Below are 26,808 nucleotides of genomic sequence, written 5' to 3'. Positions count from 1 at the left end.
CTGCCCAGCCGCGCTCAGCGATTCCGTACCTGGGCCGTGCCCTCAGTTAGCCGCGCGGCGAAAGGCGCCGGGCTGTTGTCCGGTCGCCTTGTGGAAGGCGCGAGTGAAGGCGGCGATGGACTGGTAGCCGATCGCCGCGGCGACTTCCGCCACGCTCTGGTCAGCTCTGAGCAGTCGGCACGCCTGGCCCATGCGCAGGGCCAGCAGTACCTGGCCGGGCGATTGCCCGCAGGTCTCGTTGAAACGCTTGAAGAAGGCAGAGCGCGACAGCCCGGCGCATGCCGCCATGTCTTCCAAGGTCCAGGACAGCTGCGGTTGTTGGATCATCTGCTCCAGCAGGCCGGCGAACTGCGGCAGGCGGGCGAGGGCGACCAGCCCGCCGAGGGATGGGTTGGCCACTACTTGCTGGCGCAGAACGTAGAGGAACAGCAGGTGGCTCAGGCGTTCGAGCATCTGCTGGGACGGTGCGGGCTGCCTCTGGCACTCCTCGAGGATCAGCTCGAACAGGCTGCGCGCAGCGCGCTGGGACGGCTCCTCGGCGCGCAGCACGAGGAAGGCGGGCAGGGCGTCGATGATCAGCGCCGACAGGCCGGAGTCGAAATGGAAGAATCCGCAGACCAGGCCCACTCCGTCCTCGGCCTGCAACTCCAGCGCAGTCATGCTCTGGCGTGGCTGGCACGCCGCGGCCTCGGCACTGGCCTCGCTGGACAGCCGGTACGGCACGTCGCGCAGGATGAACACCGCATCGCCGCTGTCCAGCCGGCAAGGCGGCTCATTGTCGAGATGCAACCAGCAGTGTCCCTGCACTACCAGGTGGAAGCTCGCCCGTGCCAGACCGTGGGTAGAGGCGTGCCAGCCGCCGCAATAGCGCCCGACATGGAACAGGCTCGCGCTCAGTTCAAGGCTGTCTAATAACCAATCAACCAGGGGGCTGGACGAAATCATCTAATGGAAAGACTCATGAGCAAGTGATAGCGACTTTAGAATATTGAATGGATTTCTTATTACCAACAGACTTTTTCGACACCTCATTTCAACGGAGTCGAACCATGTCCCGCCTGCCCATCCAGACCCTAGACAGTGCCCCGGAAGCCGCCAAGCCGTTCCTCGAGAATGCACTCAAGGGCTCCGGTTTCATCCCCAACCTGCTGGGAGTTCTGGCCAACGCACCGGCCGCCCTGGAAACCTATGTGACCGTTTCCGGGCTCAACGGCAAGTCCGACCTCGGACTGCCGGAACGCGAGGTGGTCCAGTTGATCGCCGCCACCACCCACGGCTGCGATTTCTGCGTCGCCGGGCACACCGCCGTGGCCTACAACAAGGCCAAGCTGCCTGAGGAAGTCATAGCCGCCCTGCGCGAACAGCGCGAACTGCCCGATGCCCGCCTGGAAGCCCTGGCCGCTTTCGCCCGTGAATCCATCGCCACCCGTGGCGCGGTCAGCGACTCGAGCCTGGCGGCCTTCCGCGCCGCCGGCTTCAGCGACGGCAACGCCCTGGAAGTGCTGCTGGGCATCAGCCTGGCGACCCTGTGCAACTTTGCCAACGTGCTGGCGCAGACGCCGCTGAACCCGGAGCTCGGCCGCTATCGCTGGGAAAAGGCTGACTGATTTCGTGTGACCGGGCGGCCCGTGCCGCCCCTGCCAGGAGAGCAACATGCTCGACCCGACCCTGAGCCGCTGGCTCGATGAGCACGCCGAGAGCCTCGACCTCGGCCATACCGATCCGCAGAGCGTGCTGCCGCAACTCGCCGCTGCCGGCCTGTTCGCCATTGGCGTGCCGGCAGAACGCGGCGGCAGCGGCGGCAGCGTGCTCGATGCGATCGACGCCATTGCCGACGTCGCCGGCCATTCCCTGACCGCCGCCTTCGTCTTCTGGGGGCAACGCGCCTTCATCGAGTACCTGCTGCAGAGCCCCAATCGCGAACTGGGCGATCGCCTGCTCGGTGAGTTGCTGGATGGCCGTCTTGCCGGCGCCACCGGGCTGTCCAACGCCATGAAGTTCCTCTCCGGCATCGAGAACCTGCAGGTGGCCGCGACCCCTGCCGGCGATACCTGGACCCTCGACGGCCGCCTGCACTGGGTGACCAACCTGCGCAAGGGCCGCTTCGTCGTGGCCGCTGCCATCGAGCGGCCGGGTGAGCCGCCGCTGGTGGCGGCCATCGCTTCCGACAGCGCCGGCCTGACCCGTTCTGACGACCTGCAACTGCTCGGCCTGCAGTCGAGCAACACCGCCGCGCTGGATTTCTCCGCCGTCGAACTGCCCCGCGAGTGGTTGCTGCACGACGATGCCCGCCAGTACCTGCCAACGGTGCGTCCGGCCTTCCTCGGCCTGCAATGCGCGATGACCATCGGCTTGACCCGCAAGGCCCTGGACGCCGTGCGCAGCCATCTGAGCGACCGCCGCTCGGTGCTGCGCGAGGAGGAACAGCGCCTGAGCGGCGAACTCGATGAGCGTGCTACCCAACTTCGCGCCGGACTGCTGGACGGCACCTTCCTCACTGAGCCGGCCTCGCTGTTCCGTATCCGCATCGGGCTGGCCGAAGGCGCGGCCGCGGCGGTGCAACTGGAGTTGCAGGCCAGCGGCGGCAAAGCCTATCTCAGCGAGTACGGTGCGGCGTTCGCCCGTCGCTGGCGCGAGTCGGCCTTCGTACCGATCGTCACGCCCAGCCTGGTGCAGCTGCGTGCTGAACTGCAGAAGCAGGCGCGCGCATGACCGAGGCGATCCTGCAGGCCAGCGACGTCGCCCTGGGCTATCCCGGCGACAGCGGCTGGCGCAGCGTGCTCGAAGGCTTCGCGCTGGAGCTGGCGCCGGGGGAGGTGGTGTCCATCCTTGGTCCCAGCGGCGTCGGCAAGTCCAGCCTGCTGCGCGTGCTCGCCGGTTTGCAGAAGCCAGCCGCCGGCACCGTGCGGTTGCTCGGCCAGCCCATCGACGGCCCACACCCGCGCGTCGCTGTTGCGTTCCAGGACCCGAGCCTGTTGCCCTGGCTGAGCCTGGCGAAGAACGTCGCCTTCGGCCTGGACTTCGCTCGCCAGCCAAACATCGACAAGGCCACGCTGCAGCAGCGCGTGGAGGATGCCATCGCCGCGGTCGGCCTGAGCCATGCACGGGACTTCATGCCGGCGCAACTGTCCGGTGGCATGGCCCAGCGCACCGCGCTGGCGCGTTGCCTGGCGCGGCAACCGCAAGTGCTGCTGCTCGACGAACCCTTTGGCGCGCTGGACGAAGTCACACGCGCCGACATGCAACAACTGCTGCTCGGCGTGATCCACCAGCGGCGCACCGCCGCTGTACTGATCACCCACGACATCGACGAAGCCCTGCTGCTTTCCGACCGTATCCTGCTACTGGGCGACACCCCGGCGCGGACGTTGGGCGAGTGGCGCATCGACCTGCCGCAACCCCGTGCGGAGCTGGTCGAGGAACTGGGCGCGCGACGGGTCGAGATCCTCATAACCCTACGGCGGGCAAGCCGCACCCACGCAAATATCCCTTCTGCGCAGGAGCCTGCCCATGTGCCTGGACGACCCCACACACTCCCGACGTGACATCCTCAAACTCGGCGCGCTGCTTTCCGCCGCCGGCGCGCTGCCACTGCTGACCAGTCTGCAGGCGCGGGCCGCCAGCGAGCCGGATGCCCCGGTACGTATCGGCTACCTGCCGATCACCGACGCCACCCCCTTGCTGGTGGCCCACGCCAACGGCCTGTTCGACGCCGAAGGCATCAAGGCCGAACGCCCTGTGCTGCTGCGCAGTTGGGCGCAGGTGATCGAGGCGTTCATCTCCGGCCAGGTCAACGTCATTCACCTGCTGTCGCCGATGACGGTCTGGGCCCGCTACGGCAGCAAGGTGCCGGCCAAGGTGGTGGCCTGGAACCACGTCGGTGGCTCGGGCCTGACTGTGGCGCCGGACATCAGTGACGTGAAGCAGTTGGGTGGCAAGACCCTGGCGATCCCATTCTGGTATTCGATCCACAACGTGGTGCTGCAGTCGCTGCTGCGCGACAACGGCCTGCAGGCGGTGAGCAAGCCGGCGAACGCCGCCCTGGCCGCCAACGAGGTCAACCTGGTGGTGCTGCCGCCGTCGGACATGCCGCCCGCCCTGGCGTCCAGGCGTATCGCCGGCTACATCGTCGCCGAACCGTTCAACGCCCTGGCGGAGAACCTCAAGGTCGGGCGCATCCAGCGCTTCACCGGCGATGTCTGGCGCAATCACGCCTGTTGCGTGGTGTTCATGCACGAGCACGACCTGAACAACCGGCCGGAGTGGTCGCAGAAGGTGGTCAACGCCATCGTCAAGGCGCAGTTGTGGACCCGTGACAACCGCGCCGAAGCGGCCCGGCTTCTGTCCAAGGACGGCGAGAACCGATATACGCCCCATGCGCCGGAAGTGCTCGGCCGCGTGCTGGCCCCGGCGGCCAGCGAACGCCAGCAATACCTGGCCGACGGCGCCATCCGCCATGCCGATTGGCAGGAGGAACGCATCGACTTCCAGCCGTATCCGTTCCCCAGCTACACCGAGGAGCTGGTGCGCCGCCTGAAGGACACGCTGATCCAGGGCGACAAGGGCTTCCTCGCTGCGCTGGAGCCGGCGCAGGTGGCGAAGGACCTGGTCGACGACCGCTTCGTGCGCACTGCGCTGGCCAGCGTCGGCGGCCTGGGCGCCTTTGGTTTCCCGGACAGCTTCGAGCGGATTGAGGAGATCAGCACGTGACACCCGTTGTGCTTTCCACGCGCCGCCACTGGGCGCTGGGCCTGGCCGGGCTGCTCGTGCTGCTCGTCCTGTGGTGGCTCAGCGTGCGGTTGTTCGGCGGCGATGGCCTGGGGCAGCTGTTCTCGCCCTCTGCCACCTTCACCAGCCTGGGCGAGCTGCTGGCTCGCCCGGAGCTGTACGAACACGTACTGGTGAGCCTGAAGCGGGTGCTGCTCGGCCTGCTCCTGGCGCTGGCCGTGGGGGTTCCGCTGGGCTTGCTGGTGGGGGCCTCACGCCATCTGGAGGCGACCACAACGCCGGCCTTCCAGTTCCTGCGGATGATCTCACCGCTGTCATGGATGCCCATTGCGGTGATGCTGATGGGGGTAGGGGACTCGCCGATCTACTTCCTGCTGGCCTTCGCCGCCGTCTGGCCGATCCTGCTCAACACTGCCGCCGGGGTGCGCCAGCTCGACCCGCGCTGGCTGCAGCTGTCGAAGAGCCTGAGCGCCACGCCTTTCGAGACGTTGCGCAAGGTCATCCTGCCCGGAGTGCTTGGTCACGTGCTAACCGGCGCGCGCCTGGCCATCGGCATCCTCTGGATCGTCCTGGTGCCCTGCGAAATGCTCGGCGTGAGCGCCGGACTCGGCTACTACATCCTCGACACGCGGGACCGCCTGGCCTACTCGGAGCTGATGGCCATGGTGCTGCTGATCGGCGTACTGGGCTTCGCCCTGGATGCGCTGGCGCGCAGTCTGTACCGACGGCATGGCTAGCGCGCTGTGCGCCAACCTTGGCAGTACTCGCAGCGTGGTTTTATCGGTAGCCCGGAGGTTCACGTCGCCGGGCAAGCAATACAGAGCGCTCCCAAGCGACGGCACCCGAGGTGAGGTGAAGTTGGGTGTGGATCACAAGGCCGCGAAGAAGGTGGCCTTCTCCGTCTTCGTCAGCGACTGCGGGGCGTCTGACGGTAACAGCCTCGATTGCGACGTCGTGCAGGGATTCAGATATCTGCTCCGGATACACGGCGGCAGCCGTTAACCCCGTCGATTTGGTTGCTGCCGCTCTTTGCTCTGCTCATGCTATGTCCGCTGCCGACCCATAGCGGTCGTTCGTAAATGCCGTTATCGGCCTGAGCATTCGCTCCAGGGCAGAAGCCCCTGAGGTGTATCTTCAAATCAGGCGAGATACCCAAGTGCGGCCGAATTCCTGGAGTTTAGATTGTTCAATCCAGGCAAAGGTTTTTCGAATGCTCAGTGGGGTTAGCCCAGTGGGTGAAAGCCTTACACGGCCCTCTTTGTCGGGACTGCTGCACGACAGGTAGGCCCAAGAAAACCTACCGGGTTTCCACCGAACGGTGCTACCGGCGCGCGCTTCGCACAGGAAGCTAGCCACCTGTAACGCACATTGGTGCGGGACTTTCAATTGCCAGTTGCCAGACGTGCTGATCTCGATAGAAAGCAGATAGCCACTTGGGGCGCTTTGCACGTACATGTAGGTCGGGAACCATTTCCCTGCACTGCATACAGTGACCAAAGCGGGTGACGTCTCCATCTTAATCCCCATCCCTAGTGGTACCTGCAGAGTAGCTAGTCGCAGTGAGCGACCAATCCTTCAATTCCGGCTAATGAGAACGTGGTGCCTCACCTGGTGTGTGAGCTTCTGATGGGCAGCTACCGACCCAAAGCAGACGTCAGGCAATGCGATCAATGAGCGGTGCACTCCGATGCCCCTTCGCAAGCTCTGCACGATAGAGCTCAATCACCTGGGCGGCATAGTCCGCTGGCTGCTTACCGCATTGACGTGCTGCATGGCATAGCTCTGACCATGCTTTCTGTCTGAAAAAGGCTCCAGCTTGCTCACGCGTACTTCCTTGCGGGATCAGAAGCTGAATTTGCTGACGCAGGGAGGGGGTTAGCTCTAGAAATGCAACGGTCGCCAACTCAACGTTGACGTGATTTTGCGGGGTCATGCTGTTGCTCTCGTACACTGGCAATTGGCTGCGAACAGGCGTAGGCGAGAGCGCCAAGGGGCGGGGCGGAGCGACCGGTCGTGAGTCGGCGGTAGTCCGAGGAACTCAAGTCATAGGATCACTGTAGGCTGTTAACCTGTCGGCGGGAGGAAATCAGCTCAACGGGGCGTCAGCTATTGGCCGTCTGCTGACCCTGGCGAGAGTCCGCTACCAACGCCAAACCAGCATCACTGCTGAAGTGGCAGCATTTTTAGTAAATTCGAAGCGAGAGCGTCTCAGTCTGAGAGGCGCACCGAGATACAGAAACCTTTGGATCGCCACGGTGCTGCAAGCGACTCTCTAAACAATTCAACGAGGTGCTCGAGAGGAAGGGCGCGGAAGTCATCAACTTGGTCATTGCTGATAAATACCAATGCGCAACATCCAATCTGACGTAGCAAGGCCGCTAACCCAGCTTCGAACTGCTGAGTCTGAAGCTCCCCGTCGCCTTGGTTCGCGGAGAGCTCATCCCATTCATCCGCGAAGCATCGTTTCTGGAGTAGCTCTGCATAGTCGATGATGTGCTGATCTTCCATAACCACTTGTTCAAGGTCTTCCGCTTGGAGTGGCAGAGAGAGCTTGTCGCGAATCCAACCAGGAACAGGTGAATAGCTGCGAAACTTCACGGACGGAAGCGCTTCGAACGCCAGCCAAGGCTCTTCCGCGGGAATGATCTCATCGCCCCACGTCCTCGTTTCGACAACACCGTCGACGAACAGAGACTTCCGGCGGCGTTGGGGAAGAATGATGCCCAAGCGGATATCCATATTGAGTGGTCCTGCTCCCGGTTGCTTGCGGTATCTGTTCCGTTTGGCGGTAGGATCGCATTTGTGCAGGACAGCCGTGAATAGCTACCAGCAGCATGAGCTGAACGTCCACTTCTGGCCGATAGCTGCCTGTTAGCGGGACCGTTTCCGGTTGAGTTAGCGCTCCAGACTCAGCTGTGGCGGGGGGGGCACTTCAAACCGGAACCTGAAACGGCTTACCCAGGAAAGCTGGTGTGAAGAATCCTGGCGCCACAGGCTGGCTGCCTGGAAAGCCGGAAAATGGAGTGACGACATGGGCGATTTTTCTATTGTCGGCCTCGAGTCAGTACACCTGGGCATGTTGCTGGGAAAAACCGCTGCACTCAAAGATCGCGTACTTGACCGGCATCTGAGTCCGCTCGGCATTACGTCGGGGCAGCTGAAAGTGCTGAAGACAATCTGTTACGGGGAAAACACAGCAGTCGCGCTGTGTAGACGACTGGGCATCGATAGCGCAGCCATGACTCGCATGTTGAGCCGACTGGAGCGCAAGCACCTGATCCTTCGTAGTCGAGACGAGCACGACCAACGACAAGTGCGACTGGCCCTGACCGCAAAGGGCGACGAGTTGATCGCCTGCCTTGCGCCATCGGAGGCAACGGCTATGGGGGAGTTCGCTGGCAGCTTGTCTGCTGAGGAGTTACTGCGATTGCGAAGCCTGTTGGAGAAACTGCTGTCGCTGCAAACACCCGCAATTGGCATGGATTGCCCGACAAGGCTTGCCTAGCCTAGATGGCCTACCTTCGAATTCATACAGGAGGAGGCTGGTCTGCGACGCATCTTCCAGATACGAAATGACCGCGGGGCAAGTGCAGGACAACTAGCGGAATAGTAGTTAATGCCAGCATGACGAATTTTTCAGAGCAGATCAGGCGTCTGGTTAAAGTTCTTAACTCTCGCGTGCTAACGTGGACGCTGCGAAGAGGATGCAATATATTTCCATGCCTTAATAGTCGCACACTCATTCAGGAGTCATCATGTCACGTCTTGCTGAATTTCGAGCCGCAGAAAAAGCGCTCGCGGAGCAATTGGCCCATCTTGAGTCGCTGAAGAATGACTCAGCACTGAAAAAAGAAATCGAATTCGAAGAGCAGCTCAAGAAGCTCATGAGCGAGTATGGCAAGAGCCTGAAGGAAGTTGTCTCTATTCTGGACCCATCCTCTTCGAGCGAAACCCGCAAAGGAGCACCGGCCGGAGGGCAGCGCAAAGCGCGCGAGCTTAAGATCTATAGACACCCACACACCGGTGAGGTTGTTGAAACCAAGGGCGGCAACCACCGGGTCCTGCGCGGCTGGAAAGACGAGTTTGGCTCTGACACTGTCGAGTCTTGGCGTCAAAGCTAATCGCAAGGCCACTCACGGTGGCCATTTAGCCTTTCGATGTTGTCTCCTACTCAACTGACCCACGCAGTGGAGTAGGGGAGGCAAGCCTTTTTAGGGCTCCCTCCCATCAACTCCAAAAATGGGGCCGAATATACCGATTGGAAACTCAGAAGCACTCTCTTCAATTTGACAAGCCATCCGCAGATCAAATTCGTTGGGATAATGCCGCAGCAGAAACTTTGCATCTCTACGAATATCCTCAGGAGCAGCAGAGTCACGTGACAACTTGAGCAGAAAGTCCCTGGTTTGGAGCACTGCACGCGTTCGCTCATGGGGCATTGTCATGGCCTTACACCTGTTTGACGGCTCATTCGCACTGGATGATCATTTTGGCTGCCCAATCTGGCAGGTGACAAAGTTTGAGCTTCTCTAGGTCTGACGAGGACAATCTAGATGTAATAGCGTCAAGGGACGCACGATTTGCTTCTTGGTCTTTCAGATAATACAGAGCGGAAACCGCAATCCCAACAGTTGTTCCGAAGTGCTGCAGGAGGGACCGAGGTGCATGGATCAGCCTTACGCGCGAATTGCCCACTCGAATCTCGCGAGTCGAGCGATTGGTGTAATACGTTGCCACCATCTGCATTTGAGTACTCAAGCGGAATGCTCTTAAGGCTTCTGCCCCATGAATCTGCAGTTGCTCACCACGCGCCAACGCTATCGCTTTGACCACTGACTCCGCTGCGGGAAGAATCTCTCCGATGACTGGGTGGAAGCATGGCCGCTGGTACACGCCAGGAAGGAGTCGCCGAAGGCGTCCTTTCTTCACTAAGAAACTCAGCGCCTTGCGAACAGCGTTGGGAGAGCCCAGCCCGGACAGTCTCTCAGACGGAAACGGAACCCCTTTGGGGAAGCGTTGAACACGCTTAAACACCGCTGTCGACACAGACATCATTGACACCCTGAGAGTCGATGGAGGGACGAGAGCACTCGCTGCTGCGCGGCCGCCAGGCTCACTCGTATTCTAACCCACCCCCAAAAACCTAGATCCTAGCCCTATGGCAAGCGTTCGCTTTTCCAGTGTCGATCCAGAGCTGGTCGAACTAAATTTTCATTTTTATGAGCTTGGTGAGATTTCAGAGATTTACTTCGCCGTTTTTCAAAGGATCAGTTCGGAGAGCTACAGACCAGACCATGGGAGAGCGGCCTGAACCTTATACATAATTTAACATAATATACATTATGCGAAGTTATCTATGTGGGGCATAGGGTGGAGTGTCACAGAATAAAAGCTCCCGGCTGGCTGTTCTGCTCTTGATGTCCGTCTTTCCTAAAACTGGATTTCCGTTCTACAGAGAATCGTGTTTTCAAATCCGTCGCTCATGGTGCACTTCGACCTCTGACTGAAGTTCTTTAAAATCCGGTTGCTGATCCCGGAAGCGTCAGCGGCCATGCCGAGCGGATCGATCGCTACTCGGATATCTTCCCCGTTGTACCGCTGACTCCCAGTTCCCGAGCGACCTGCTGCAGCCTTTCCAATGACACAGGCTTGCTGACATGCGAGTTGAAGCCAGCGGCGTGGGCATCCTCCGCGTCCGCAGCAGCGCCATAGCCAGTCAGTGCCACAGACGGTGTCTGGGCGTGCCGTGGCAACTGGCGGACCCTGCGCATCAGCTCATATCCATCCATGCCAGGCATCCCGATATCCGAGAGAATCAGATCAAAGGACGAGTCTTCCAGGCATCTCAATGCTGTCGGGCCATCCTCGGCGGTCGTGACCTCCGCGCCCTCGATCGTAAGCAGTTGCTCCATGATCAGGCGGATATCCGGTGAGTCGTCCACCAGCAGCAGCCGGGCTCCGGCAAAGGGGCCGGCAGACTCCTGCAAGGTGTCCACCGGCAGGTCGAACTGGCGGTAAAGCGGCAGCCACACCGTAAATAGTGCGCCCTGCCCTCGCCCTGCGGACGACGCTTCGATCCGCCCTTGCTGCGCTTCAACCAGCTCGCGCACCAGTGCCAGGCCGATACCAAGCCCCGGTTTGTGGCTACGTTGCTGCTCGTTGCTGGCCTGGCCAAACAGTTCGAATATGCGCGGCAGATCTTCCACCGGAATACCTTGGCCATTGTCCCGCACCTGGATGCGTAACATGCCATCGTCCTGCTCGAGGGCAACCTGGATATGGCCGCTGGCGGGAGTGAACTTCACCGCGTTGCTCAGAAGATTCCAGAGGATCTGTTCGACACGTACCGGGTCCGCCTCGGCCACCAGTGGGTCATTGCCACGCGCGGGCATCTGAAGATCGATCAGCAGGTCCTTCTCATGAGCTTCCGCCGACAAAGCGCCAACCACTTCCTCGATCACGCTCTGCAGGATGACCGGCGCCATATTGAGCTTGAGCTTGCCGGTATTGACCCGCGACAGGTCCAGCAGGTCATCGATGATGCGTGCCTGGCTGCGTACCGAGCTCTGGATGCCTTCGATGGCGCGCGAGGCCACCGCATGCGAGCGCACCGCAGACAGGCGCGCAATCAGCTCGGCATTGAGCTGGATGATATTCAGCGGATGCTTGAGTTCGTGGGACATCATCGCGAAGAACTCATCGCGAAGACGGATCTTCGCCTGGTTCTGCTGCAGGCGGTGTTCCTGCTCCGTTTCCTCGCGCTTTTTGCTGGTCACGTCACGGCCGATCTTGGCATAGCCATGCGGGCCGCCATTGGGCAGCGCAGTGGTCACGCTGCTGCAGAAGAAGGTGCTGCCGTCCTTTCGCAGGTGCCAGCGATCGGTCTCCACCCTCCCCACCTGCCGCGCCACCCGCAGTTCTTCACGCAGCACGCCGGAACGCTGGTCATCCTCGCTATGCAGGATATCCAGGCTCTGCCCTATCACATCGGCCTCGCGGTAGCCGTAGGCGCGTTCGGCGCCCTTGTTCCAGCCGGTGATGCTGCCGCTGCGGTCCAGGGTGACAATGATGAAGTCCTGCGTGCTTTCTACCGCCAGGCGCAGGCGCTCCTCGCTTTCCCGGGCCTTGTCTTCAGCGAGGCGTCGTTCGGTGACGTCGATGAATGTCAGCACCGCACCGTCGATGATGTTGTCGGTCGTCCGGTACGGCAGCATCCGCACCAGGTAGCGCCTTTCATCCTGGCTGGAAACTTCACGCTCGATGGTCCGCAGGGACTCGAAGCTGCTCGACGCATCCCGGGCCAGGTCCGGGTAATCCAGCCGGTGGGTGATGTCCAGCAACGAGCGTCCAGTGTCGGAAGCGATGATGCTGAAAATCTCGGTGGCTCGCGGGGTGTAGGACTTGATGCGCATGTCGCGGCCGACGAAGACGGTGGCGATGTCGGTGGACGCGATCAGGTTCTGCAGATCGTCGTTGATCTTGCCGGTTTCCTCGACCTTGGTCTTGAGCTCCTGGTTGACCGTGATCAGTTCCTCGTTGATCGACTGCAGCTCTTCCTTGCTGGTCTCCAGCTCCTCGGTCGTCGAACGCAGCTCTTCGTTGATCGCCTGCAGTTCTTCGTTGGACGCCTTGAGCTCTTCCGTGGACGTTTCCGCTTGCTCGATGGTCGCCTGCAGCTGCTCCTTGTTGCGCTGAAGCTCACTCTCCAGCTGCGAGAGCACGCTGTCCTTGACGTTCTGCTGATGGCCGTTGGCGTCGCTGCTCATGGTCTCTTCGACTTCATCGAAGATCACCAGGGCGAAGTCCGAGTCCATGTCGCGGAATGGCCGGATGACCATGTTGATGTAGGACGTGGTGCCATCGCGCTCATGCTTGACGCGCCGCGCCTCGACACTCTTCCCGGTCTGGAACGCCTGGAACAGCGCGGTGCGCAGCTCCAGGCGCAGCGACGGATGGACCAGAGACAACAGATTGTGCGACGGCTCGCCGCCGACATAGCGCAGGTAGCGCCCGGCCTGGTCGGACATATGCACGATGCTCGACTCGTGGTTGACCACCACGCTGGGCGGCGCGTACTGCTCCAGCACGCGCTGGTGCAGGTCGGCAAAGGACACACGGCGACGCTCGGCCGGGCGCTCGTTGCTCGCCTGCGGCGTATCGGCAAGGGGCATCACCGGCAGTGGCGAGGTCGGCCGACCCATGACCGCGCCGGCCTTGGCGCGGTAGATGCGGTTCTTCTTGTCCACCGGGGTGAAGAGCTCCTGACAGACGTCAGCCGATTCGGAACTGCCCAGGAACAGGTAGCCGCCCGGCGCCAGGGCGAAGTGGAACATCTGCAGGATGTCCGCCTGCACTTCGCGGTCGAGGTAGATCAGCAGGTTGCGGCAACTGATCAAGTGCAACTTGGAAAACGGCGGGTCGCGCAGCAGGTTGTGCATGGCGAACAGTACGCGCTCGCGGATTTCTTTTTTCACCCGGTAGCGCGTCTGCTCCTTGGTCACGTACTGGCGCAGGCGCTGGGGCGTGATGTCGGGAAGGATCGCTTCGGGGTAGACACCGCTACGGCCGATGGCGATGGCGTGCTCGTCGATGTCGGTGGCGAATACCTGGAACTGCCGGTCGATCTCCCGGTAATCCACGTGCTCGGCCAGCAGGATGGCCAGCGAATACGCCTCTTCACCGGAGGAGCACCCGGCGCTCCAGACCCGTACCGGGGCATCGCTGGTTTCCGGCATGTCGAACAGGCCCGGGATGATGTCGCGCTCCAGCGCTTCGAAAGCCTCGCGATCACGGAAAAAGTTGGTGACCCCGATCAGCATGTCGGCCAGCAGGTGCCGGGTTTCTTCCGGCGCTCCCTGAAGGAAGGCGCGGTAGGCCGGCAGGTCCCCCAGGCGATTGACCTGCATGCGCCGTTCGATGCGCCGCAGCACCGTGGCGCGCTTGTAGTGCTTGAAGTCATGGCCGGTGCGGGTGCGCAGCAGACTCAGGATGTCCTTCAGAGCGGTTTCGGCAGCGCGCGACTGCTCCGGGTCCTCGATGGAGCGGAACGGCGTGGCGACGTCGGCGTCGGCGGGCAGTTGCATGTTGCGCATGCTCTGCCACAGGTCGATGAGCTTCTGCGGCATGTCGCCCACCGGCAGGACGAAGTCCACCTGGCCGGTAGCAATGGCACTGCGCGGCATCTCGTCGTACTCGGCGTCGTCCGGTGACTGGGCGATGGTCACCCCGCCCTGCTCTTTCACCCGCGACAGCCCGGCCGAACCGTCGCTGCCGTTGCCGCTCAGGACAATGCTCACCGCGTGCTCGGCGTGGGCGTCCGCCAGCGTGCGCATGAAGATATCGATGGCGATGTGGCGCGGCTGGCCAGGGTTGAGCTCGGTCACGCGCAGATAGCCATCGTTCATGGTCAGCTGCATGGCCGGGGAAATCAGGTAGACACAGTTGCGCTCGATGGGCGTCGGCTCACTGACCTGCTGCACCTTCATCTTGGTGACTTTCTGCAGGATCTGGTGCGCGCTGCTCTCATGATTGGGCGAGAGGTGCATCACCACCACGAAGGCCATGCCGTTGTCGTTGGGCATGTTTTCGAACAGCCGCAGCAACGCACCCAGACCACCCGCCGACGCGCCGATACCAATCACCGGGAAGTTGAGGTGGCTGGGCTGCACCTTCAGCTTGAGGCCTTCGGCGGCGGGGATCTCTTCACTCATGGCTCAGGGTTCCTTGGATCGTGTTCCTGCGAGTCAGGCGGCCGGATCGCCGGCAGGCCGAAGAGTAGCAGCGTTGAGCATCGAAACCGAGATTCGGCGCGCCAATTTCGAAAGAGGCTTCCGACGGCTGCATCACCTGGAACGGGCGTACCGTCGGGCTTCGTACGTTGCTGCTTGCTCCAGCAGAAGACCACGGGTCGGGCAATCGGGTTCGTAATTCCTGCCCTCGCAGGAGGTGGATCGTGCATTCTGCCGCCGTCGAGCCCGAGGGCCATGCGTTCTGCATACCTTGCATGCGCACCTTCAACCACAACTATTTGAAAATATTGATTTTAATATTTTGAAACAGCTGGCATGCGCGGTGCAAAGGCAGGTTCAGGCCCAGCCAAAGGAGCACCGCCCATGATTGCCAGCGCCGATACCTCCCTCACTAGCACTCTCGATCACTCCGGCGTCGCCTGGCCGGCGATCTTCGCCGGCGCGGCCGCCGCCGCGGCACTGTCGCTGATCCTCATTGTCCTGGGCTTCGGCCTTGGGTTCTCCGCAGTGTCGCCGTGGCCTGGCGATGGCGGCAGCTTCAAGCAGATGAGCATCTCCACGTTCATCTGGCTGGCGATCACCCAGGTGCTCGCTTCCGGTCTGGGCGGATACCTGGCCGGGCGCCTGCGGGTGAAATGGGCCAGCCTGCACGGCGATGAAGTCTATTTCCGCGATACCGCCCATGGCTTCCTCGCCTGGGCCATCGCGACGCTGGTCACCGCCACCCTGGTGATCGGCTCGGTCAGCAGCCTGGTGGGTGGTGGCCTGAAGGCGGGCGCCACGGTGGCCGCCGGCGCGGCGGCGAGTGCCACCAGCGCTTCATCCGGCAAGGACGACAACGACGCCGCCTACTTCATCGACACCCTGTTCCGAGACAACCGGCCGGTCGCCGTCAGCGATGATGCCGCCCATGCAGTCGCCTCCCGTATTTTCGTGCGCGGCCTGGCCGAAGGGCAATTGAGCGCAGACGACCGCACCTACCTCGCCCGAGTGATCGCCCAGCGCACCGAGATCAGCCAGGCCGAGGCCCAGCAGCGCATCGATGCCGTGTTCGCCCAAGCGCAACAGGCCAAGCAGCAGGCCTTGCAGGCCGCCGACACGGCCCGCAAGGTCGCTGCCGGTTCGGCGCTGTGGATGTTCGCGGCGCTGCTGTGCGGTGCGTTTTTCGCCAGCTTCATGGCCATCCACGGCGGTCGCCGCCGTGATGCCGACCTACTACTGGTAGCCCAGCCCCTGCACTCCACCACTCACGCCCCTTCCATTCGCTGACAGGAGACTCACCATGCGCTCGATCCTCCTTTACTTCCTCGGCGTGCCGATCCCGATCATCATCCTGATCGCGCTGTTCTGGCATTGACCTCCCGTTACGGGGATGCGGGAGGGTAACCCTGCCCTCCCGCAGCAATCCTGCGTGACAGATCCCCTCACCACCGCTCGTGCGTTGCGGCTGAACTTCTGGCCCCTACCCGGCCCCAAACCTACTCCTGTCATCCTCGATAAGGAGCAACCATGGAGTCGCTGTATGCCTGGCTGGACCTGAGCCAGCTCGGCCGCTTGCTGTTGGTAGTGGCGGCTGCCGCCGCGGGATTCCTCATCCTGCGCTTTCTGATCAGCCTGGCGCGCAAGCGCCTGGAGGGACGCACCAGCCAATGGGCGCGCTACGCCGCGGCAATCGCCGGGCGCACCAGCAACGTGCTGGTCTTCGTCTTCGCCTTGATGCTCGCGCTCAAGCTCACCACCCTGCCCGACAACTGGAGCACAGCCCTGTCGCATACCTGGTTCGTCGTGCTGGCATTGCAGGTTGCCTGGTGGCTGGATGTCTGCGTGCGCCTATGGACGCACAACCTGTCCCGCTCGCGCTTCGGCGGCATCCAGAACCCGGTGATGGCAACGATTGTCTCGGTGGTGGTGCTGGTGGTGGTCTGGGCCGTGATGCTGCTGTCGATCCTGGCCAACCTGGGCGTGGACATCACCGCGCTGATCGCCAGCCTCGGTGTCGGCGGTATCGCCGTGGCACTGGCGGTGCAGACCATCCTCAGCGATATCTTCGCCTCGCTGTCGATTGGCTTCGACAAGCCCTTCGAGATCGGCGATTTCGTGGTGTTCGGTGACGTAGCCGGAACCATCGAGCACATCGGCCTTAAGACCACGCGCATCCGCAGCCTGAGCGGCGAGCAGATCGTCTGCTCGAATGCCGAACTGCTCAAGCAGACGTTGCACAATTACAAGCGGATGAACACCCGCCGCATCGTTTTCCAGTTCGGCATCAGCTACCGGACCTCGCCTGAGCAGGCCAAGGCGGTTGCTGACCTGGTCCGGGAGATCATCGACGAGATCGACGAGGCGAAATTCGATCGCGCGCATTTCCTCTCCTTCTCCGAGAGCCGCCTGCTCTACGAAGTCGTCTACATCATGCAAACGGCTGACTACAACCGTTACATGGACGTGCAGCAGCGGATCAATCTGAGCTTGCTGGCCGGCATGCAGGAGCGGGGCGTCGAGTTCGCCTTCCCGGTGCGCGAGCTGCGCAATGTCTCGGCTGTTCGCGACTTGCGCGAGCAGGATCGCGGAGTATTCGGTGCACAGCGCCAGGAAGGATCGCCGCGCGGCACCAGCCACTAGCGTCAGTCGGTGGGAGCCGAGCGCTCGTAACGGGCGTTGAAGGCCTGGATGAAGGCGTTGCGCAGGATACCGAGGAAAGCCTGGAAGGCACTGATGTCCTGGCGATGGATATTGCCGTTCAGATCCACACGGGTAGCGAACTGGTCCTTGCTCTGGTTCTTCAACACCGTTTCGCCACCACCGACCAGGGCTTCCCAGATCGAACGGAACAGGCTCTTGTCCTTCTCCTCCACATCCTGCTGCCAGTTGAACACGTCGACATCGCGCAGCAGCGGTTTGATGTAGCCGCTGAGGCGACCGTTGTCCGCCTTCGCTTCGATCACCAGGGTGCCGTGGCCACGATTGAAGTCGAACTTGCCGTAGGCGGAGGCGAAGTCGTTGACCCGGCGCAGCTCCACCTCGCTGGCGCGCAAGCGCAACTGGAAGTCCTCGAAGTCGGTGAACGGGTCGAATGACGCCTCGACCTCCAACGGCGCCTGGTCGAACAGGCGCGCACGCCCCTCGAAACGGGCGACCCGCTCGCCCTTCTCGTCCGCCACGTTGGTGAGGTTGTACAGGCTTGCATTAACCGCGCTGGCAGACAGGTGCACTGGTGGATTGGACTGGTAGTTGTGGAAGCGGACGCGGCCGTCCTCGATGCGCAGCTCGTCCAGAGTGATCGGCAGCAGCTTCTCCAGCTGCTCATGCCAGTTGGTACCGGCGCCGCTCTGGGATTCCTGGCTGCTGCCGCCATCGACGAAATTCAGCTCCGGCCGCAGGAAGATCACCCGCGCCACGATCCCGTGCTCGTACCACAGCGCATGCCAGCTCACGGCAAGGTCTATGACTGGCGCATCCAGCAGCGGCACCGGCACCTTGCCGCTGACCTTGACGATCTTCAGCCCGTTGATGCGGTAGGCGCCGCGCCATAGTGCGAGGTCCACGTCGGTGATCTGGCCGTGATAATCGCCCATGCGCTCCAGTTGGCCGTTGAGGTAGTCGCGGATCACGTAGGGCAACGCGATATGCGCGACCAGCAGCAACAGCAGGATCGCCAGGATGCTCGCCATGGGCACGCTGTAGCGCCTTTTCATCCCTGCCTCCAAGATTCTCTGGCAGTGGACTGATCTGATGGCGAGCGAGTTCAGGGAATTGCTGCCGCCCGGCTGCGGCAACGGCGCGACGACGAATGATATTCAAATGCCATCATTTTGTGGTTTATTCGGGTTTTCAGGCTTTGACCCGGAGGTTGCGTGCCGCCGATTTTCAGCAAAGGCACCTACGAGCTGTTCACCCCCGGCGGGGTCGGCAAGCGTATCGGCGTGCTGCGCAACGGCCGCGTCGAGTTGCTGAGCAGCCCGGATCGCTTCCGCGTCTACGCCAACCATCTGTTCATCGAACTGGACGGCCAGGACCTTGGCGAATGCATCGGCGAGATAGACGCCAGCGGCCAGGCCCAGTGGCTGGATGGTCGCGCCCTCTTCCGCGTAATACCGGTGTCCGCCTGAGGCGCGTCGCATCAGATCAGGAACAGACCGCCCGCGAGCAACGCGGCAATGGCCTCATTTCTCGGAAATGCCACTGAGGGTGATGCCGTACCGGCGCAGCAACTCGGTACTGGAGGCATCTCCGTGCTGGTCTCTTGCCGCTCCGTACTCACCGGCCGGCAGGTTCTGCCGAACCCAGCCCAGGAGGAACGCCGTCGCGTGCTCGATGCTCGGGCGCCCGTCGTGGTTCATGTCCAGCGTGCTGGTGTTGTTGTCCTTCTGGTAGCTGATCACCCATTCAGTCATAGGTACCTCCTCGGTTCGCTGCATTGCGCCTGTGCAAGTGAGTCGCCCGGCGCGCTGGAGTTGCCCCGGTGCGACAGACGGACCGACCGTCCGCGAGTCAACTCGAACCAAACGCCGCCAGCGCCTGCCTACGGAATACCGGAGGCCCTGGCGCCTTGGCATTCAGCAGCGGGAGAGCGAGATGAGCAAACAGAATCTGAGCGGATGGGAGCGAGCGGCCTCCATCGCCGCAGGCATTGCAGCAATCGGCCTGGGTGTGCGACGTGGCGGGCTGGCCGGCTGGTTGCGCGTGGGGGCTGGAGTGCTGGCTGCCAAGCGCGGCCTGAGCGGGCACTGCCAGGTGAAGGCGGCGTTGAACAAGCCGGTCCTGGAACCGTTGCGCTCCGAACGGGCCGCTGCGGTGCCCTCCCCTGGCGTGGCGGATTCGACGGTGTCGGAAGCGCGCATCGACCATGCCCTGGAAGAGACCTTCCCGGCGAGCGATCCGATCTCGCCCTGATCCTGTCCGGCACCCCGGTCGTCAGTCATGCAGTTCTCCTGTTGGGTCACGCAGCCTTGAGCGCTTCGCCCAGTGCCTCGTTGAACGCCTTCAAGTCACCGGGGTTGCGCGACGTGATCAGCGTCCAGCCCTTGGCCAGGCAAACCTCCACCTGGGCGTCGCGCCAGTCGGCGCCGGCGTTCACCAGGTCGGTGCGCACACTGGCATAGGAAGTCAGTGATTTCTCGGAGACCACACCGGCGTCGATCAGCAACCAGGGGCCGTGGCAGATGGCGGCGATGGGTTTGCCTGCCTCGCTGAATGCCTTGACCAGTCGCTGCGCGTCCGCGTCCTGGCGCAGGGTGTCGGCATTCACCGTACCGCCGGGGATCACCAGCAGGTCGTAGTCACCGGCCTTGAGGCCCTTGATCCTGGCGACGGAGTTCACCTGGATGTCCTTCTCGCTGTCATGCACCCAGGTCTGCGCCGAACCGCCCTTCACGCTGGCATGGATGACGGTGGCGCCCTGCGCTTTCAAGGCACGCATCGGCTCGAGCAGTTCATCGCGTTCGATGCCGGCATTGGCGGTGATGATCAGGACATTCCGGCCTTGCAGATTATCAGTCATGGATAGACCTCCTCTGGGGCAGGGCGCCGCTGGGGCGCCCTGCTCGCGGATGGGTTGCGGTTGTGACGGATCAATGCGCCCGCGCCACCGAGCGCAGGAGATTGGCACTGAGCTTGTCGGCATTGCAGCTGGCGACGTTGGCCAGGGAGACGATGCCCACCAGGCGCTTCTCGCGGTTGACCACGGCCAGCCGGCGCCTCTCGATCTGCGCCATGTTCTTCGCCACATGGTCGACGGACTCGTCATCGAAGCAGTAGCAGACGTCCTCGCTCATCACTTCGCTCACCGGCGTGCTCAGGTTCAGCCCGTCAGCCAGGCCGCGCACGACCAGGTCACGGTCGGTGAGGATGCCGCTGAGGTGGTCGTTGTCGTTGACCAGCAAGGCGCCGACGTCCACCTGCCGCATCAGCAGTGCAGCCTCCTGCAGCGTGGTGTCCGGGGAAATGGTGCGCACCTCGCGGCTCATGATCTCGCGTACGACCATGGAGCTGCGCTCGGTCGAGCGGTCGCTTCGGGCTTGGTCTCTCATGACATGTCCTCCTGTGTCGTGGCTGTCGTTCGGTGGAAAGACAGTCGCCCCGATCGTTCGATGTTTCCGTCGCACCGGTCATTCAGGAGTGCATGTTCCATTGGCAGTCTTCGGTGCCAATCTGGGTGCCGTCGATCCAATGGATCGCCCCCCAGCCCGAAGACCCGCGCTGAGTCCGCTTGGAGCCGTGGGACACCGTCGCCGCGAGGCATGACTGGATTTCAATCCCCCGGATTGCGCTCCTGCTGCTCTTCCCGGTTGGCCACTTTCTGCGGCGAGCCTTCTGTGACGTTGTTCTCCTCGCCCATTTCCTCGTAGGTCTTGCGCAGCTTCTGCAGCTCTTCGCTGCCCATGTCGTCCAGCCCCATGAGCACACGATGGGCGTGATGGGTCGTGCGCAGGAGTTCGTCGATCTTGATGTGCAGCGCGTCGGTGTCGCGGTTCTGGGTGCTCTGGATGAGGAACACCATGAGGAAGGTGATGATGGTGGTCGAGGTGTTGATCACCAGTTGCCAGGTGTCGTTGAAATGGAAGAACGGTCCGCTGAGCGCCCACCCCACCAGCAGCACGCACGCCAGGGCGAAGGTCAGCGGGCGACCGGCCCATTGCGACAGGGCCTGGGCGAAGCGCGAGAAGCTGGCGCCGGCCTTTTTCTCGTCGGGGGAGTTATTCGCCGCGTTCGACATGGACAGTGCGCTCAGGGACGGTGATGGTGACTTCGCGCGGCGGCGTCGGCTTCTCCAGGACCTTGTGCTTCCGACCGCCGGGTTTACCGGCGGAAGCAGTCCGAGGGGCGGTCATGGCGTGCTCTCCGCAATAGGGGTACCTGTCCGGTAGAGGCGGCGCCCGCGCCACGAGTTCAGAAAAACCATGGCCGGGAGCCGCGATCGGCTGAAGGCGAGTTCACGGGCATGGCCCGCTCCTGCAGGTCGTCCCACAGGATGCAAGCGCCTGCAACGCACACCCGGCTCAATACGCGTCAGGCGTCGTGCCCTTCTTCTGGGTGTTGTCGTGGTTCTTGCTCTTCTGCTTGTCCCTGCTTTCCTGGGACTGCACCTGGCTGTTGTCGTCGGTGCGGCCCTCATCCTTCTGCTTCTGCTGCGAAGCCGGCGGCGTGGGCGCCTGGCCGGGGCTCTGGCCGTGGGGTTTTTCGTTGGTCGGTACTTGGTTGGTCGCCTCGGCGGCGTAGGCTGGAATCAGTCCGATGGACAGCCAGGCCAGCAGAACGGCGGCAAAGGGCCGGGTGAGTCTGGTTTTGTTCATGGTGCGTTCTCCTCTGGTTGGATCATCAGCTCGGGTTGGATCATTTGCGCGCCAGCAACTGCCGCGCGCTCTGGCGCAGCACGCCCCAGCGGCGCGGGTCGCCGGTCAAGGCGCCGAGCAGGTTGCGCGCCTGTTCGAAGCTGATGTGCGGCGGCAGCGGCGGTACGTCGGGGTCGGTGAGCACCTCCAGCAGCACCGGGCGGTCGGATTCGAAGGCTTCCTGCCAGGCTGCGCTCAGGTGCGCGGGGTCGGTCACGCGGATGCCGCGAAAGCCCAGCAGCTCGGCATAGCGCGCATAAGGAAAGTCGATGACTTCCTGGGCAGCGGCGAACTCCGGGTCGCCGGCCAGGGCGCGCTGTTCCCAGGTGACCTGGTTGAGGTCGCCGTTATTGAGCACCAGCACGATGAAGGTCGGGTTGTCCTTCCAGCGCTTGTGGTACTGCTGCACGGTGACCAGCTCGGCGTTTCCGTTCATCTGCATGGCGCCGTCGCCGACCATGGCAATCACCGGGCGCTCGGGGTGCGCCAGCTTTGCCGCCAGTGCGTAAGGCACTCCGCTGCCCATGCTGGCCAGCTTGCCCGATAACGAACCGAGCATGCCGGGGCGCGCTCGCAGGTCACGGGCGTACCAGTTGGTGTGGGAACCACTGTCGCCCGCCAGGATCACGTCGTCCGGCAGCTGCGACGAAAGCTCCCAGAACACCCGCTGCGGGTTGATCGGTTCGGCGGGCTTCATCGCTTGCTCGCGCAGCTCCTTCCAGCTGTTCTCCACCGCCTTCTCGATACGGATGCGCCAGGTACCGTGGCGCTTGGGCTTGAGCAGCGGCAGCAGGCGCTGCAGGGTCTCCCCGGCGTCGCCCAGCAATACCTGGTCGATGGGGTAACGCATGCTGACGTTGCGCGCCTGCAGGTCGATCTGCACCGCCCTGGCCTGCCCCGGCTTGGGCAGGAACTCGCTATAGGGAAAGGTGGTGCCGATCATCAGAAGCGTGTCACAGCGCTCCATCAACTCGGCGCTGGCGCGGGTGCCGAGCAGGCCGATGGAGCCTGTCACGTAAGGCAGGTCGTCGGCGACCACCATCTTGCCCAACAGCGCCTTGGCAACACCCGCGGAAAGCGCCTCGGCCACCGCCTCGACTTCCTGGTGAGCCCCCAGCGCACCGGCACCGACCAGGATGGCGACCTTGCGCCCGGCATTGAGGATTTCCGCGGCGGCCACCAGCTCTTCCTCGCGAGCGTAGGGTCGCGGTGCGATGAAGCCGACCCCCGAATAGACATGGCCATGCTGGTGTGGCGACTTTTCCGCCGGCATCTGCTGCACGTCGTTGGGGATGATAACTGTGGCGACCTGGCGCTCGCTGCAGGCCACCCGCAGCGCACGGTCGATCACATGGAGCAACTGGCCTGGGCTGGCCACGGTCTCGACGTAATTGCTCACGTCGCGGAACAGCGTATGCAGGTCCACTTCCTGCTGGTAGTCGCTGCCCAGGGAAGTCACCGCCTGCTGGCCGACGATGGCCAGTACCGGCTGGTGGTCCATGCGGGCGTCGTACAAACCATTGAGCAGATGGATGGCCCCGGTCCGGAGGTCGCCAGACAGACGCCCACTTCACCGGTGAACTTGGCATGGGCGCCGGCCATGAAGGCGGCCATTTCCTCATGGCGCACGCGGATGTAGTCGAAGTCTTGGGCGCGCCGGCCGAAGGCTCCCATGATTCCGTTGATGCCGTCGCCGGGATAGCCGAAGACGCGTTGTACGCCCCACTGGGTGAGGCGTTCGAGCAATTGGTCGGCGACCGTATGGGACATGCTTTCCTCCAGTGAATTCGCTGCGGGACTGCGCGACACAGGCATTGCGCCCCTGCCTCGACCGACCGGCCCTGGCCGGACGGGTTCAGAACAATTCGCCAGCGGCGGGGCTCAGCAAGGCTCGTCTGTCAATTGGCCGGCTTCCTTACGAACGGCACGCAGAGCCTTTGAACCCCGGCGCGGCAAAGCCAGTCCGGATGAATAAGCCCCTTCACCATCGGACCTCGCCATGACCCAGGACGGCCTGAATGCCCTGTACGACCTGCTGCAGGATTTCGAACTGCCGCCGGACGCCGATCAGCAGCAAGCCATGCTCGACCACGCCCTGCGCAGCCTGAGCGACAACGGTCTGGACCAGTTGCCGGGCCCGGGCAGCGGCGCCACGCTGCGCCGCTGGCAGGCCCTGGCAGTGGTAGCCGGCAGCGATCTGTCGCTGCTCAAGCTGTACGAGGGGCATACCGATGCCTTGGCCATCCTTGGCGAACTGGAGGGTGATCCCCTTCCCGGCACCTGGGCGGTCTGGGCAGCCGAGCCGCCGGGTGCCAGCGTGAGGATCGTCGCCCGCGAGGCCGGGTTCGTGCGCATCAGCGGCAGCAAGCCGTGGTGCTCGGGCGCCTCGCTGGTGGAGCACGCGCTGGTGACGGCCAAGGATGAGCAGGATCGCCCGCAGCTGATTGCCGTGACTCTCGGCCAGCCGGGGGTGAGGGTGGGCGATGGCGATTGGCATGCCGTCGGCATGGCGGCCACCCGCAGCGCCACGGTTGATTTCGACGGGGTACTGGCGCGCTGCGTGGGAGCTCCCCGGGCCTATCTGCAGCGGCCCGGTTTCTGGCACGGCGGCGCCGGCATAGCCGCCTGCTGGTACGGCGCCGCCAGCCGCCTGGCCAGCTACCTGCGCCATGGCCGGCCTGAAGACGTTCACGCCATGGCCCATTTGGGCGCGGTGGATGCCGCGCTGGCCGGCGCCGCCGGCGCATTGCGCGAATGCGCCAGCTGGATCGACGACAACCCGGAGGCCGACCCGGAACTGCCCGCGCGCCGCGTCCGCGCCCAGGTCGAAGGCGCGGTCGAGGCTGTGCAATGGCACGTCGGCCATGCCCTGGGCGCCACGCCCTTCTGCCGCGACCGGCGCTTCGCACGGATTGCCGCCGACCTGCCGGTATTTCTCCGCCAGAGCCACGGCGAGCGCGACCTGGCGCACCTCGGCCTGCATCTGGCCAATCAGCACCACGAACGGTGGGCGTTGTGAGTGACGCTGTCGACCTGATCGCCGGTTCGGCCGGCACGCCCATCTCAGCCTGGCGGGCCAGCGGCCAGTTGGACCAACTGCCGCGAATCAGCAGTCACGAGCTGTTGCCGTCGGGCCGGCGGTTGGTGGTGGTGGCGCCGCATCCCGACGACGAGGTACTGGCCTGCGGTGGTCTGCTGTCCAGTCTTGCCGGTGATCGCGAGGGACTGCTGATCTCTGTCACGGATGGCGAAGGCAGCCACCCGGACTCGCCGCACTGGACGCCGCAGCGCCTGCGCACGACTCGGCAGCAAGAAAGCCGTCGCGCACTGGCCGAACTGGGTCTCGACCGGTCTGCATGGCGTTGGCAACGCCTGCACCTGCCGGACAGTGGCGTACAAGCCGAGGCGTTGGCAGAGGCGCTGACCGAATGGATACGACCCGGCGATCGGTTGATCAGCACCTGGCGCCACGACGGCCACCGCGACCACGAGGCCACCGGGCAGGCCTGCGCCCAGGTCGCCGCGCGCTGCGACGCCCGGCATATTGAAGCGCCGATCTGGGCCTGGCACTGGGCCTCGCCCGGCGACCCGCGCCTGCCTTGGGCCAGAGCGCAGCGACTGGATCTCGACGAAGCTGCGGTGCATCGCAAACGCCGGGCGATCGAGGCCCATGCCAGCCAGCTCGAAGGCCCCCGGCCGATCCTCGATGCACGCCTGCTGGAGACCCTGCTGCAACCCTTCGAGGTGTATTTCCTGTGAGCACACAGACCTCCAGCCATTTCGACGAGATGTTCCGTGACGACCCGGACCCCTGGTCATTCCGCTCATCCTGGTACGAGCGCCGCAAGCGCGGACTGATCCTTGCCAGCTTGCCGCGCAGCCGGTTCGTTAGCGGCTACGAGCCGGCCTGCGCAAATGGCGAGACCAGTGCCGAACTCGCCGGCAGGGTCGACTCGCTGCTGTGCAGCGACTTCAGTACCGAGGCGCTCGCCCTCGCCCGCCGACGCCTGGCCGGGCTGGAGAATGTGCGCCTGACCCGGCACTGCCTGCCTGCCGAGTGGCCGCAGGGGCGTTTCGAGCTGATCGTGCTGGGAGAGCTGGGCTATTACCTGGCGCCTGACGACTGGGCCTGCATCTGTGAGCGCGCGGCGGCCAGCCTGCAGCCCGGCGGCGTGCTGGTCGCCTGCCACTGGCGCCATCCCATCGACGGCTGCTCGCTCACGGGGGATGCGGTGCATGAATACCTCGCACGGGCAATGTCCGCTGCAGCCACGGTCAGCCATGTCGAGCGGGACTTCCGCCTGGAGTTGTGGTTCGACGAGGCTGCCGCATGATCGGGGTACTGGTGCCTGCGCATAACGAAGCGGAACTGCTCGGCGCCTGTCTGGCGTCGCTGCAACAGGCGGCACGGCATCCGGAGCTGAACGAGGAAACGGTGTGCATCCTTGTCGTGCTGGACGCCTGTACTGACGGTAGCGAAGCAGTGGCACGCGCAGCGGGTGTCTCCGTGCTGCAAGTCGAAGAACGCAACGTTGGACATGCCCGCCGTGCCGGGGCAGCGCGTCTGCTGGAACTGGGGGCCCGCTGGCTGGCCTGCACCGACGCCGACAGCAGCGTTGACCGCGACTGGCTGGTGCGCCAGCTAGCTTTTGGCGCAGAAGCTGTCTGCGGCACCGTACGCGTAGAAGACTGGTCGCCACGCCTGGAGCCGGTTCGCCTGATCTACGAGGATCATTACCAGAGCCACGAGGACCACCGGCATATCCATGGCGCCAACCTGGGCGTCTGTGCCCGCGCCTACCAGCGCGCCGGCGGCTTCCGCCCGCTGCCTGCGGATGAGGATGTGCACCTGGTCCGCGACCTGGAGCGCAGCGGCGCGCGCATCGTCTGGACGCACCAGACCTGCGTAACGACCAGCGCTCGCCGTGATTGCCGCGCGCGATACGGTTTCGGCGCATTCCTTGATGGACTCGCGGTGCCTTCTGGATGAACGGGCGGCG

At 63.5% G+C, this 26,808-nt stretch carries 28 protein-coding genes and 1 pseudogene; 15 read left to right on the top strand and 14 right to left on the bottom strand.

What is annotated here, in order from left to right:
- Positions 1–42: 42 nt before the first annotated feature.
- The gene (locus tag IB275_RS15785; RefSeq protein WP_192295916.1) at positions 43–945 is read right to left on the bottom strand and encodes an AraC family transcriptional regulator; all 903 of its coding nucleotides are present in this window, start codon (positions 943–945) and stop codon (positions 43–45) included.
- Between the two features lie 104 nt (positions 946–1,049).
- Here IB275_RS15785 and IB275_RS15780 point away from each other — a divergent pair, with 104 nt between their 5' ends.
- The 5 genes from IB275_RS15780 to IB275_RS15760 are packed head-to-tail and all read left to right on the top strand — an operon-like array spanning position 1,050 to position 5,465.
- Entirely contained in the window at positions 1,050–1,607 is a 558-nt protein-coding gene (locus tag IB275_RS15780) for a carboxymuconolactone decarboxylase family protein (RefSeq protein WP_192295915.1), read from the top strand.
- A gap of 46 nt (positions 1,608–1,653) precedes the next feature.
- Complete coding sequence (locus IB275_RS15775; protein ID WP_192295914.1) at positions 1,654–2,712, top strand: acyl-CoA dehydrogenase family protein; 1,059 nt, start codon at positions 1,654–1,656, stop codon at positions 2,710–2,712.
- Positions 2,709–3,545: an ABC transporter ATP-binding protein gene (locus IB275_RS15770; protein ID WP_192295913.1), complete on the top strand. Its 837-nt coding sequence runs from the start codon at positions 2,709–2,711 to the stop codon at positions 3,543–3,545. Before IB275_RS15775 ends, IB275_RS15770 begins: the two co-directional genes overlap by 4 nt.
- Entirely contained in the window at positions 3,511–4,710 is a 1,200-nt protein-coding gene (locus IB275_RS15765; RefSeq protein WP_192295912.1) for an ABC transporter substrate-binding protein, read from the top strand. Before IB275_RS15770 ends, IB275_RS15765 begins: the two co-directional genes overlap by 35 nt.
- Positions 4,711–4,718: 8 nt before the next feature.
- The gene (locus IB275_RS15760; protein ID WP_192295976.1) at positions 4,719–5,465 is read left to right on the top strand and encodes an ABC transporter permease; all 747 of its coding nucleotides are present in this window, start codon (positions 4,719–4,721) and stop codon (positions 5,463–5,465) included.
- Between the two features lie 917 nt (positions 5,466–6,382).
- Here the strand turns inward: IB275_RS15760 and IB275_RS15755 are convergent.
- Entirely contained in the window at positions 6,383–6,661 is a 279-nt protein-coding gene (locus IB275_RS15755) for a hypothetical protein (protein WP_192295911.1), read from the bottom strand.
- Between the two features lie 275 nt (positions 6,662–6,936).
- On the bottom strand, positions 6,937–7,467 hold the full coding sequence (locus tag IB275_RS15750) for a hypothetical protein (RefSeq protein WP_192295910.1): 531 nt from the start codon (positions 7,465–7,467) through the stop codon (positions 6,937–6,939).
- A gap of 292 nt (positions 7,468–7,759) precedes the next feature.
- Between IB275_RS15750 and IB275_RS15745 the strand changes: the two genes are divergently transcribed.
- Entirely contained in the window at positions 7,760–8,233 is a 474-nt protein-coding gene (locus tag IB275_RS15745) for a MarR family winged helix-turn-helix transcriptional regulator (protein ID WP_192295909.1), read from the top strand.
- A gap of 250 nt (positions 8,234–8,483) precedes the next feature.
- A complete protein-coding gene (locus IB275_RS15740; protein ID WP_192295908.1) occupies positions 8,484–8,849 on the top strand; it encodes a histone-like nucleoid-structuring protein, MvaT/MvaU family in 366 nt (121 codons plus the stop codon).
- 90 nt (positions 8,850–8,939) lie between these two features.
- Here the strand turns inward: IB275_RS15740 and IB275_RS15735 are convergent, their stop codons facing one another.
- From IB275_RS15735 to IB275_RS15725, 3 genes are all read right to left on the bottom strand, one after another.
- A complete protein-coding gene (locus IB275_RS15735; RefSeq protein ID WP_318652570.1) occupies positions 8,940–9,167 on the bottom strand; it encodes a BPSL0761 family protein in 228 nt (75 codons plus the stop codon).
- A gap of 28 nt (positions 9,168–9,195) precedes the next feature.
- Positions 9,196–9,780: a DUF6088 family protein gene (locus IB275_RS15730; protein ID WP_225607809.1), complete on the bottom strand. Its 585-nt coding sequence runs from the start codon at positions 9,778–9,780 to the stop codon at positions 9,196–9,198.
- 518 nt (positions 9,781–10,298) lie between these two features.
- Entirely contained in the window at positions 10,299–14,438 is a 4,140-nt protein-coding gene (locus IB275_RS15725) for a CheR family methyltransferase (RefSeq protein WP_192295907.1), read from the bottom strand.
- A 402-nt stretch (positions 14,439–14,840) separates the two neighbouring features.
- Between IB275_RS15725 and IB275_RS15720 the strand changes: the two genes are divergently transcribed.
- Both IB275_RS15720 and IB275_RS15715 read left to right on the top strand, forming a co-directional pair.
- A complete protein-coding gene (locus tag IB275_RS15720; RefSeq protein WP_192295906.1) occupies positions 14,841–15,746 on the top strand; it encodes a hypothetical protein in 906 nt (301 codons plus the stop codon).
- A 240-nt stretch (positions 15,747–15,986) separates the two neighbouring features.
- Complete coding sequence (locus IB275_RS15715) at positions 15,987–17,099, top strand: mechanosensitive ion channel family protein (protein WP_192295905.1); 1,113 nt, start codon at positions 15,987–15,989, stop codon at positions 17,097–17,099.
- A gap of 2 nt (positions 17,100–17,101) precedes the next feature.
- Here the strand turns inward: IB275_RS15715 and IB275_RS15710 are convergent, their stop codons facing one another.
- The gene (locus tag IB275_RS15710) at positions 17,102–18,172 is read right to left on the bottom strand and encodes a DUF748 domain-containing protein (protein WP_192295904.1); all 1,071 of its coding nucleotides are present in this window, start codon (positions 18,170–18,172) and stop codon (positions 17,102–17,104) included.
- 159 nt (positions 18,173–18,331) lie between these two features.
- Here IB275_RS15710 and IB275_RS15705 point away from each other — a divergent pair, with 159 nt between their 5' ends.
- Positions 18,332–18,586 (top strand): hypothetical protein, encoded by a 255-nt coding sequence (locus tag IB275_RS15705; RefSeq protein WP_192223455.1) that lies wholly within the window; start codon positions 18,332–18,334, stop codon positions 18,584–18,586.
- Between the two features lie 54 nt (positions 18,587–18,640).
- Here IB275_RS15705 and IB275_RS15700 read toward each other — a convergent pair whose 3' ends face one another.
- The gene (locus IB275_RS15700) at positions 18,641–18,871 is read right to left on the bottom strand and encodes a hypothetical protein (protein WP_192295903.1); all 231 of its coding nucleotides are present in this window, start codon (positions 18,869–18,871) and stop codon (positions 18,641–18,643) included.
- A gap of 181 nt (positions 18,872–19,052) precedes the next feature.
- Here IB275_RS15700 and IB275_RS15695 point away from each other — a divergent pair, with 181 nt between their 5' ends.
- The gene (locus IB275_RS15695) at positions 19,053–19,370 is read left to right on the top strand and encodes a YgaP-like transmembrane domain (protein WP_081519934.1); all 318 of its coding nucleotides are present in this window, start codon (positions 19,053–19,055) and stop codon (positions 19,368–19,370) included.
- A 46-nt stretch (positions 19,371–19,416) separates the two neighbouring features.
- Here IB275_RS15695 and IB275_RS15690 read toward each other — a convergent pair whose 3' ends face one another.
- The 6 genes and pseudogenes from IB275_RS15690 to IB275_RS15665 all read right to left on the bottom strand — a co-directional run bounded on the left by IB275_RS15690 (position 19,417) and on the right by IB275_RS15665 (position 23,578).
- Positions 19,417–19,977, bottom strand: coding sequence for a type 1 glutamine amidotransferase domain-containing protein (locus IB275_RS15690; protein WP_192295902.1), 561 nt, complete (start codon positions 19,975–19,977; stop codon positions 19,417–19,419).
- Positions 19,978–20,047: 70 nt separating this feature from the next.
- Positions 20,048–20,461, bottom strand: coding sequence for a CBS domain-containing protein (locus IB275_RS15685; protein WP_192295975.1), 414 nt, complete (start codon positions 20,459–20,461; stop codon positions 20,048–20,050).
- Positions 20,462–20,727: 266 nt separating this feature from the next.
- Positions 20,728–21,192 carry a low affinity iron permease family protein gene (locus tag IB275_RS15680; RefSeq protein WP_192295901.1) on the bottom strand — a complete coding sequence of 155 codons (465 nt, stop codon included), beginning with the start codon at positions 21,190–21,192 and terminating at the stop codon, positions 20,728–20,730.
- On the bottom strand, positions 21,173–21,307 hold the full coding sequence (locus IB275_RS15675; protein WP_263864851.1) for a hypothetical protein: 135 nt from the start codon (positions 21,305–21,307) through the stop codon (positions 21,173–21,175). Before IB275_RS15675 ends, IB275_RS15680 begins: the two co-directional genes overlap by 20 nt.
- Positions 21,308–21,475: 168 nt before the next feature.
- Complete coding sequence (locus tag IB275_RS15670) at positions 21,476–21,769, bottom strand: hypothetical protein (RefSeq protein ID WP_081519931.1); 294 nt, start codon at positions 21,767–21,769, stop codon at positions 21,476–21,478.
- 40 nt (positions 21,770–21,809) lie between these two features.
- Positions 21,810–23,578 (bottom strand): annotated as a pseudogene (locus tag IB275_RS15665) (thiamine pyrophosphate-requiring protein).
- A 229-nt stretch (positions 23,579–23,807) separates the two neighbouring features.
- On the opposite strand from IB275_RS15665, the gene IB275_RS15660 reads away from it, so the two are divergent.
- Genes IB275_RS15660 through IB275_RS15645 form a run of 4 tightly spaced genes read left to right on the top strand, consistent with a single transcriptional unit; the run spans position 23,808 to position 26,798 of the window.
- Positions 23,808–24,827 carry an acyl-CoA dehydrogenase family protein gene (locus IB275_RS15660; protein ID WP_192295900.1) on the top strand — a complete coding sequence of 340 codons (1,020 nt, stop codon included), beginning with the start codon at positions 23,808–23,810 and terminating at the stop codon, positions 24,825–24,827.
- Entirely contained in the window at positions 24,824–25,567 is a 744-nt protein-coding gene (locus tag IB275_RS15655; RefSeq protein WP_192295899.1) for a PIG-L deacetylase family protein, read from the top strand. Before IB275_RS15660 ends, IB275_RS15655 begins: the two co-directional genes overlap by 4 nt.
- Positions 25,564–26,142, top strand: coding sequence for a methyltransferase domain-containing protein (locus IB275_RS15650; protein ID WP_230986162.1), 579 nt, complete (start codon positions 25,564–25,566; stop codon positions 26,140–26,142). Before IB275_RS15655 ends, IB275_RS15650 begins: the two co-directional genes overlap by 4 nt.
- On the top strand, positions 26,139–26,798 hold the full coding sequence (locus IB275_RS15645; RefSeq protein ID WP_192295898.1) for a glycosyltransferase family 2 protein: 660 nt from the start codon (positions 26,139–26,141) through the stop codon (positions 26,796–26,798). Before IB275_RS15650 ends, IB275_RS15645 begins: the two co-directional genes overlap by 4 nt.
- The last annotated feature ends 10 nt before the right edge of the window (positions 26,799–26,808 follow it).

The sequence above is a fragment of the Pseudomonas sp. PDM21 genome (assembly GCF_014852505.2).
GTDB lineage: Bacteria > Pseudomonadota > Gammaproteobacteria > Pseudomonadales > Pseudomonadaceae > Pseudomonas.
Note: the sequence above shows the minus strand (reverse complement) of the source record. Positions and strands in the feature narration are given on the sequence as shown.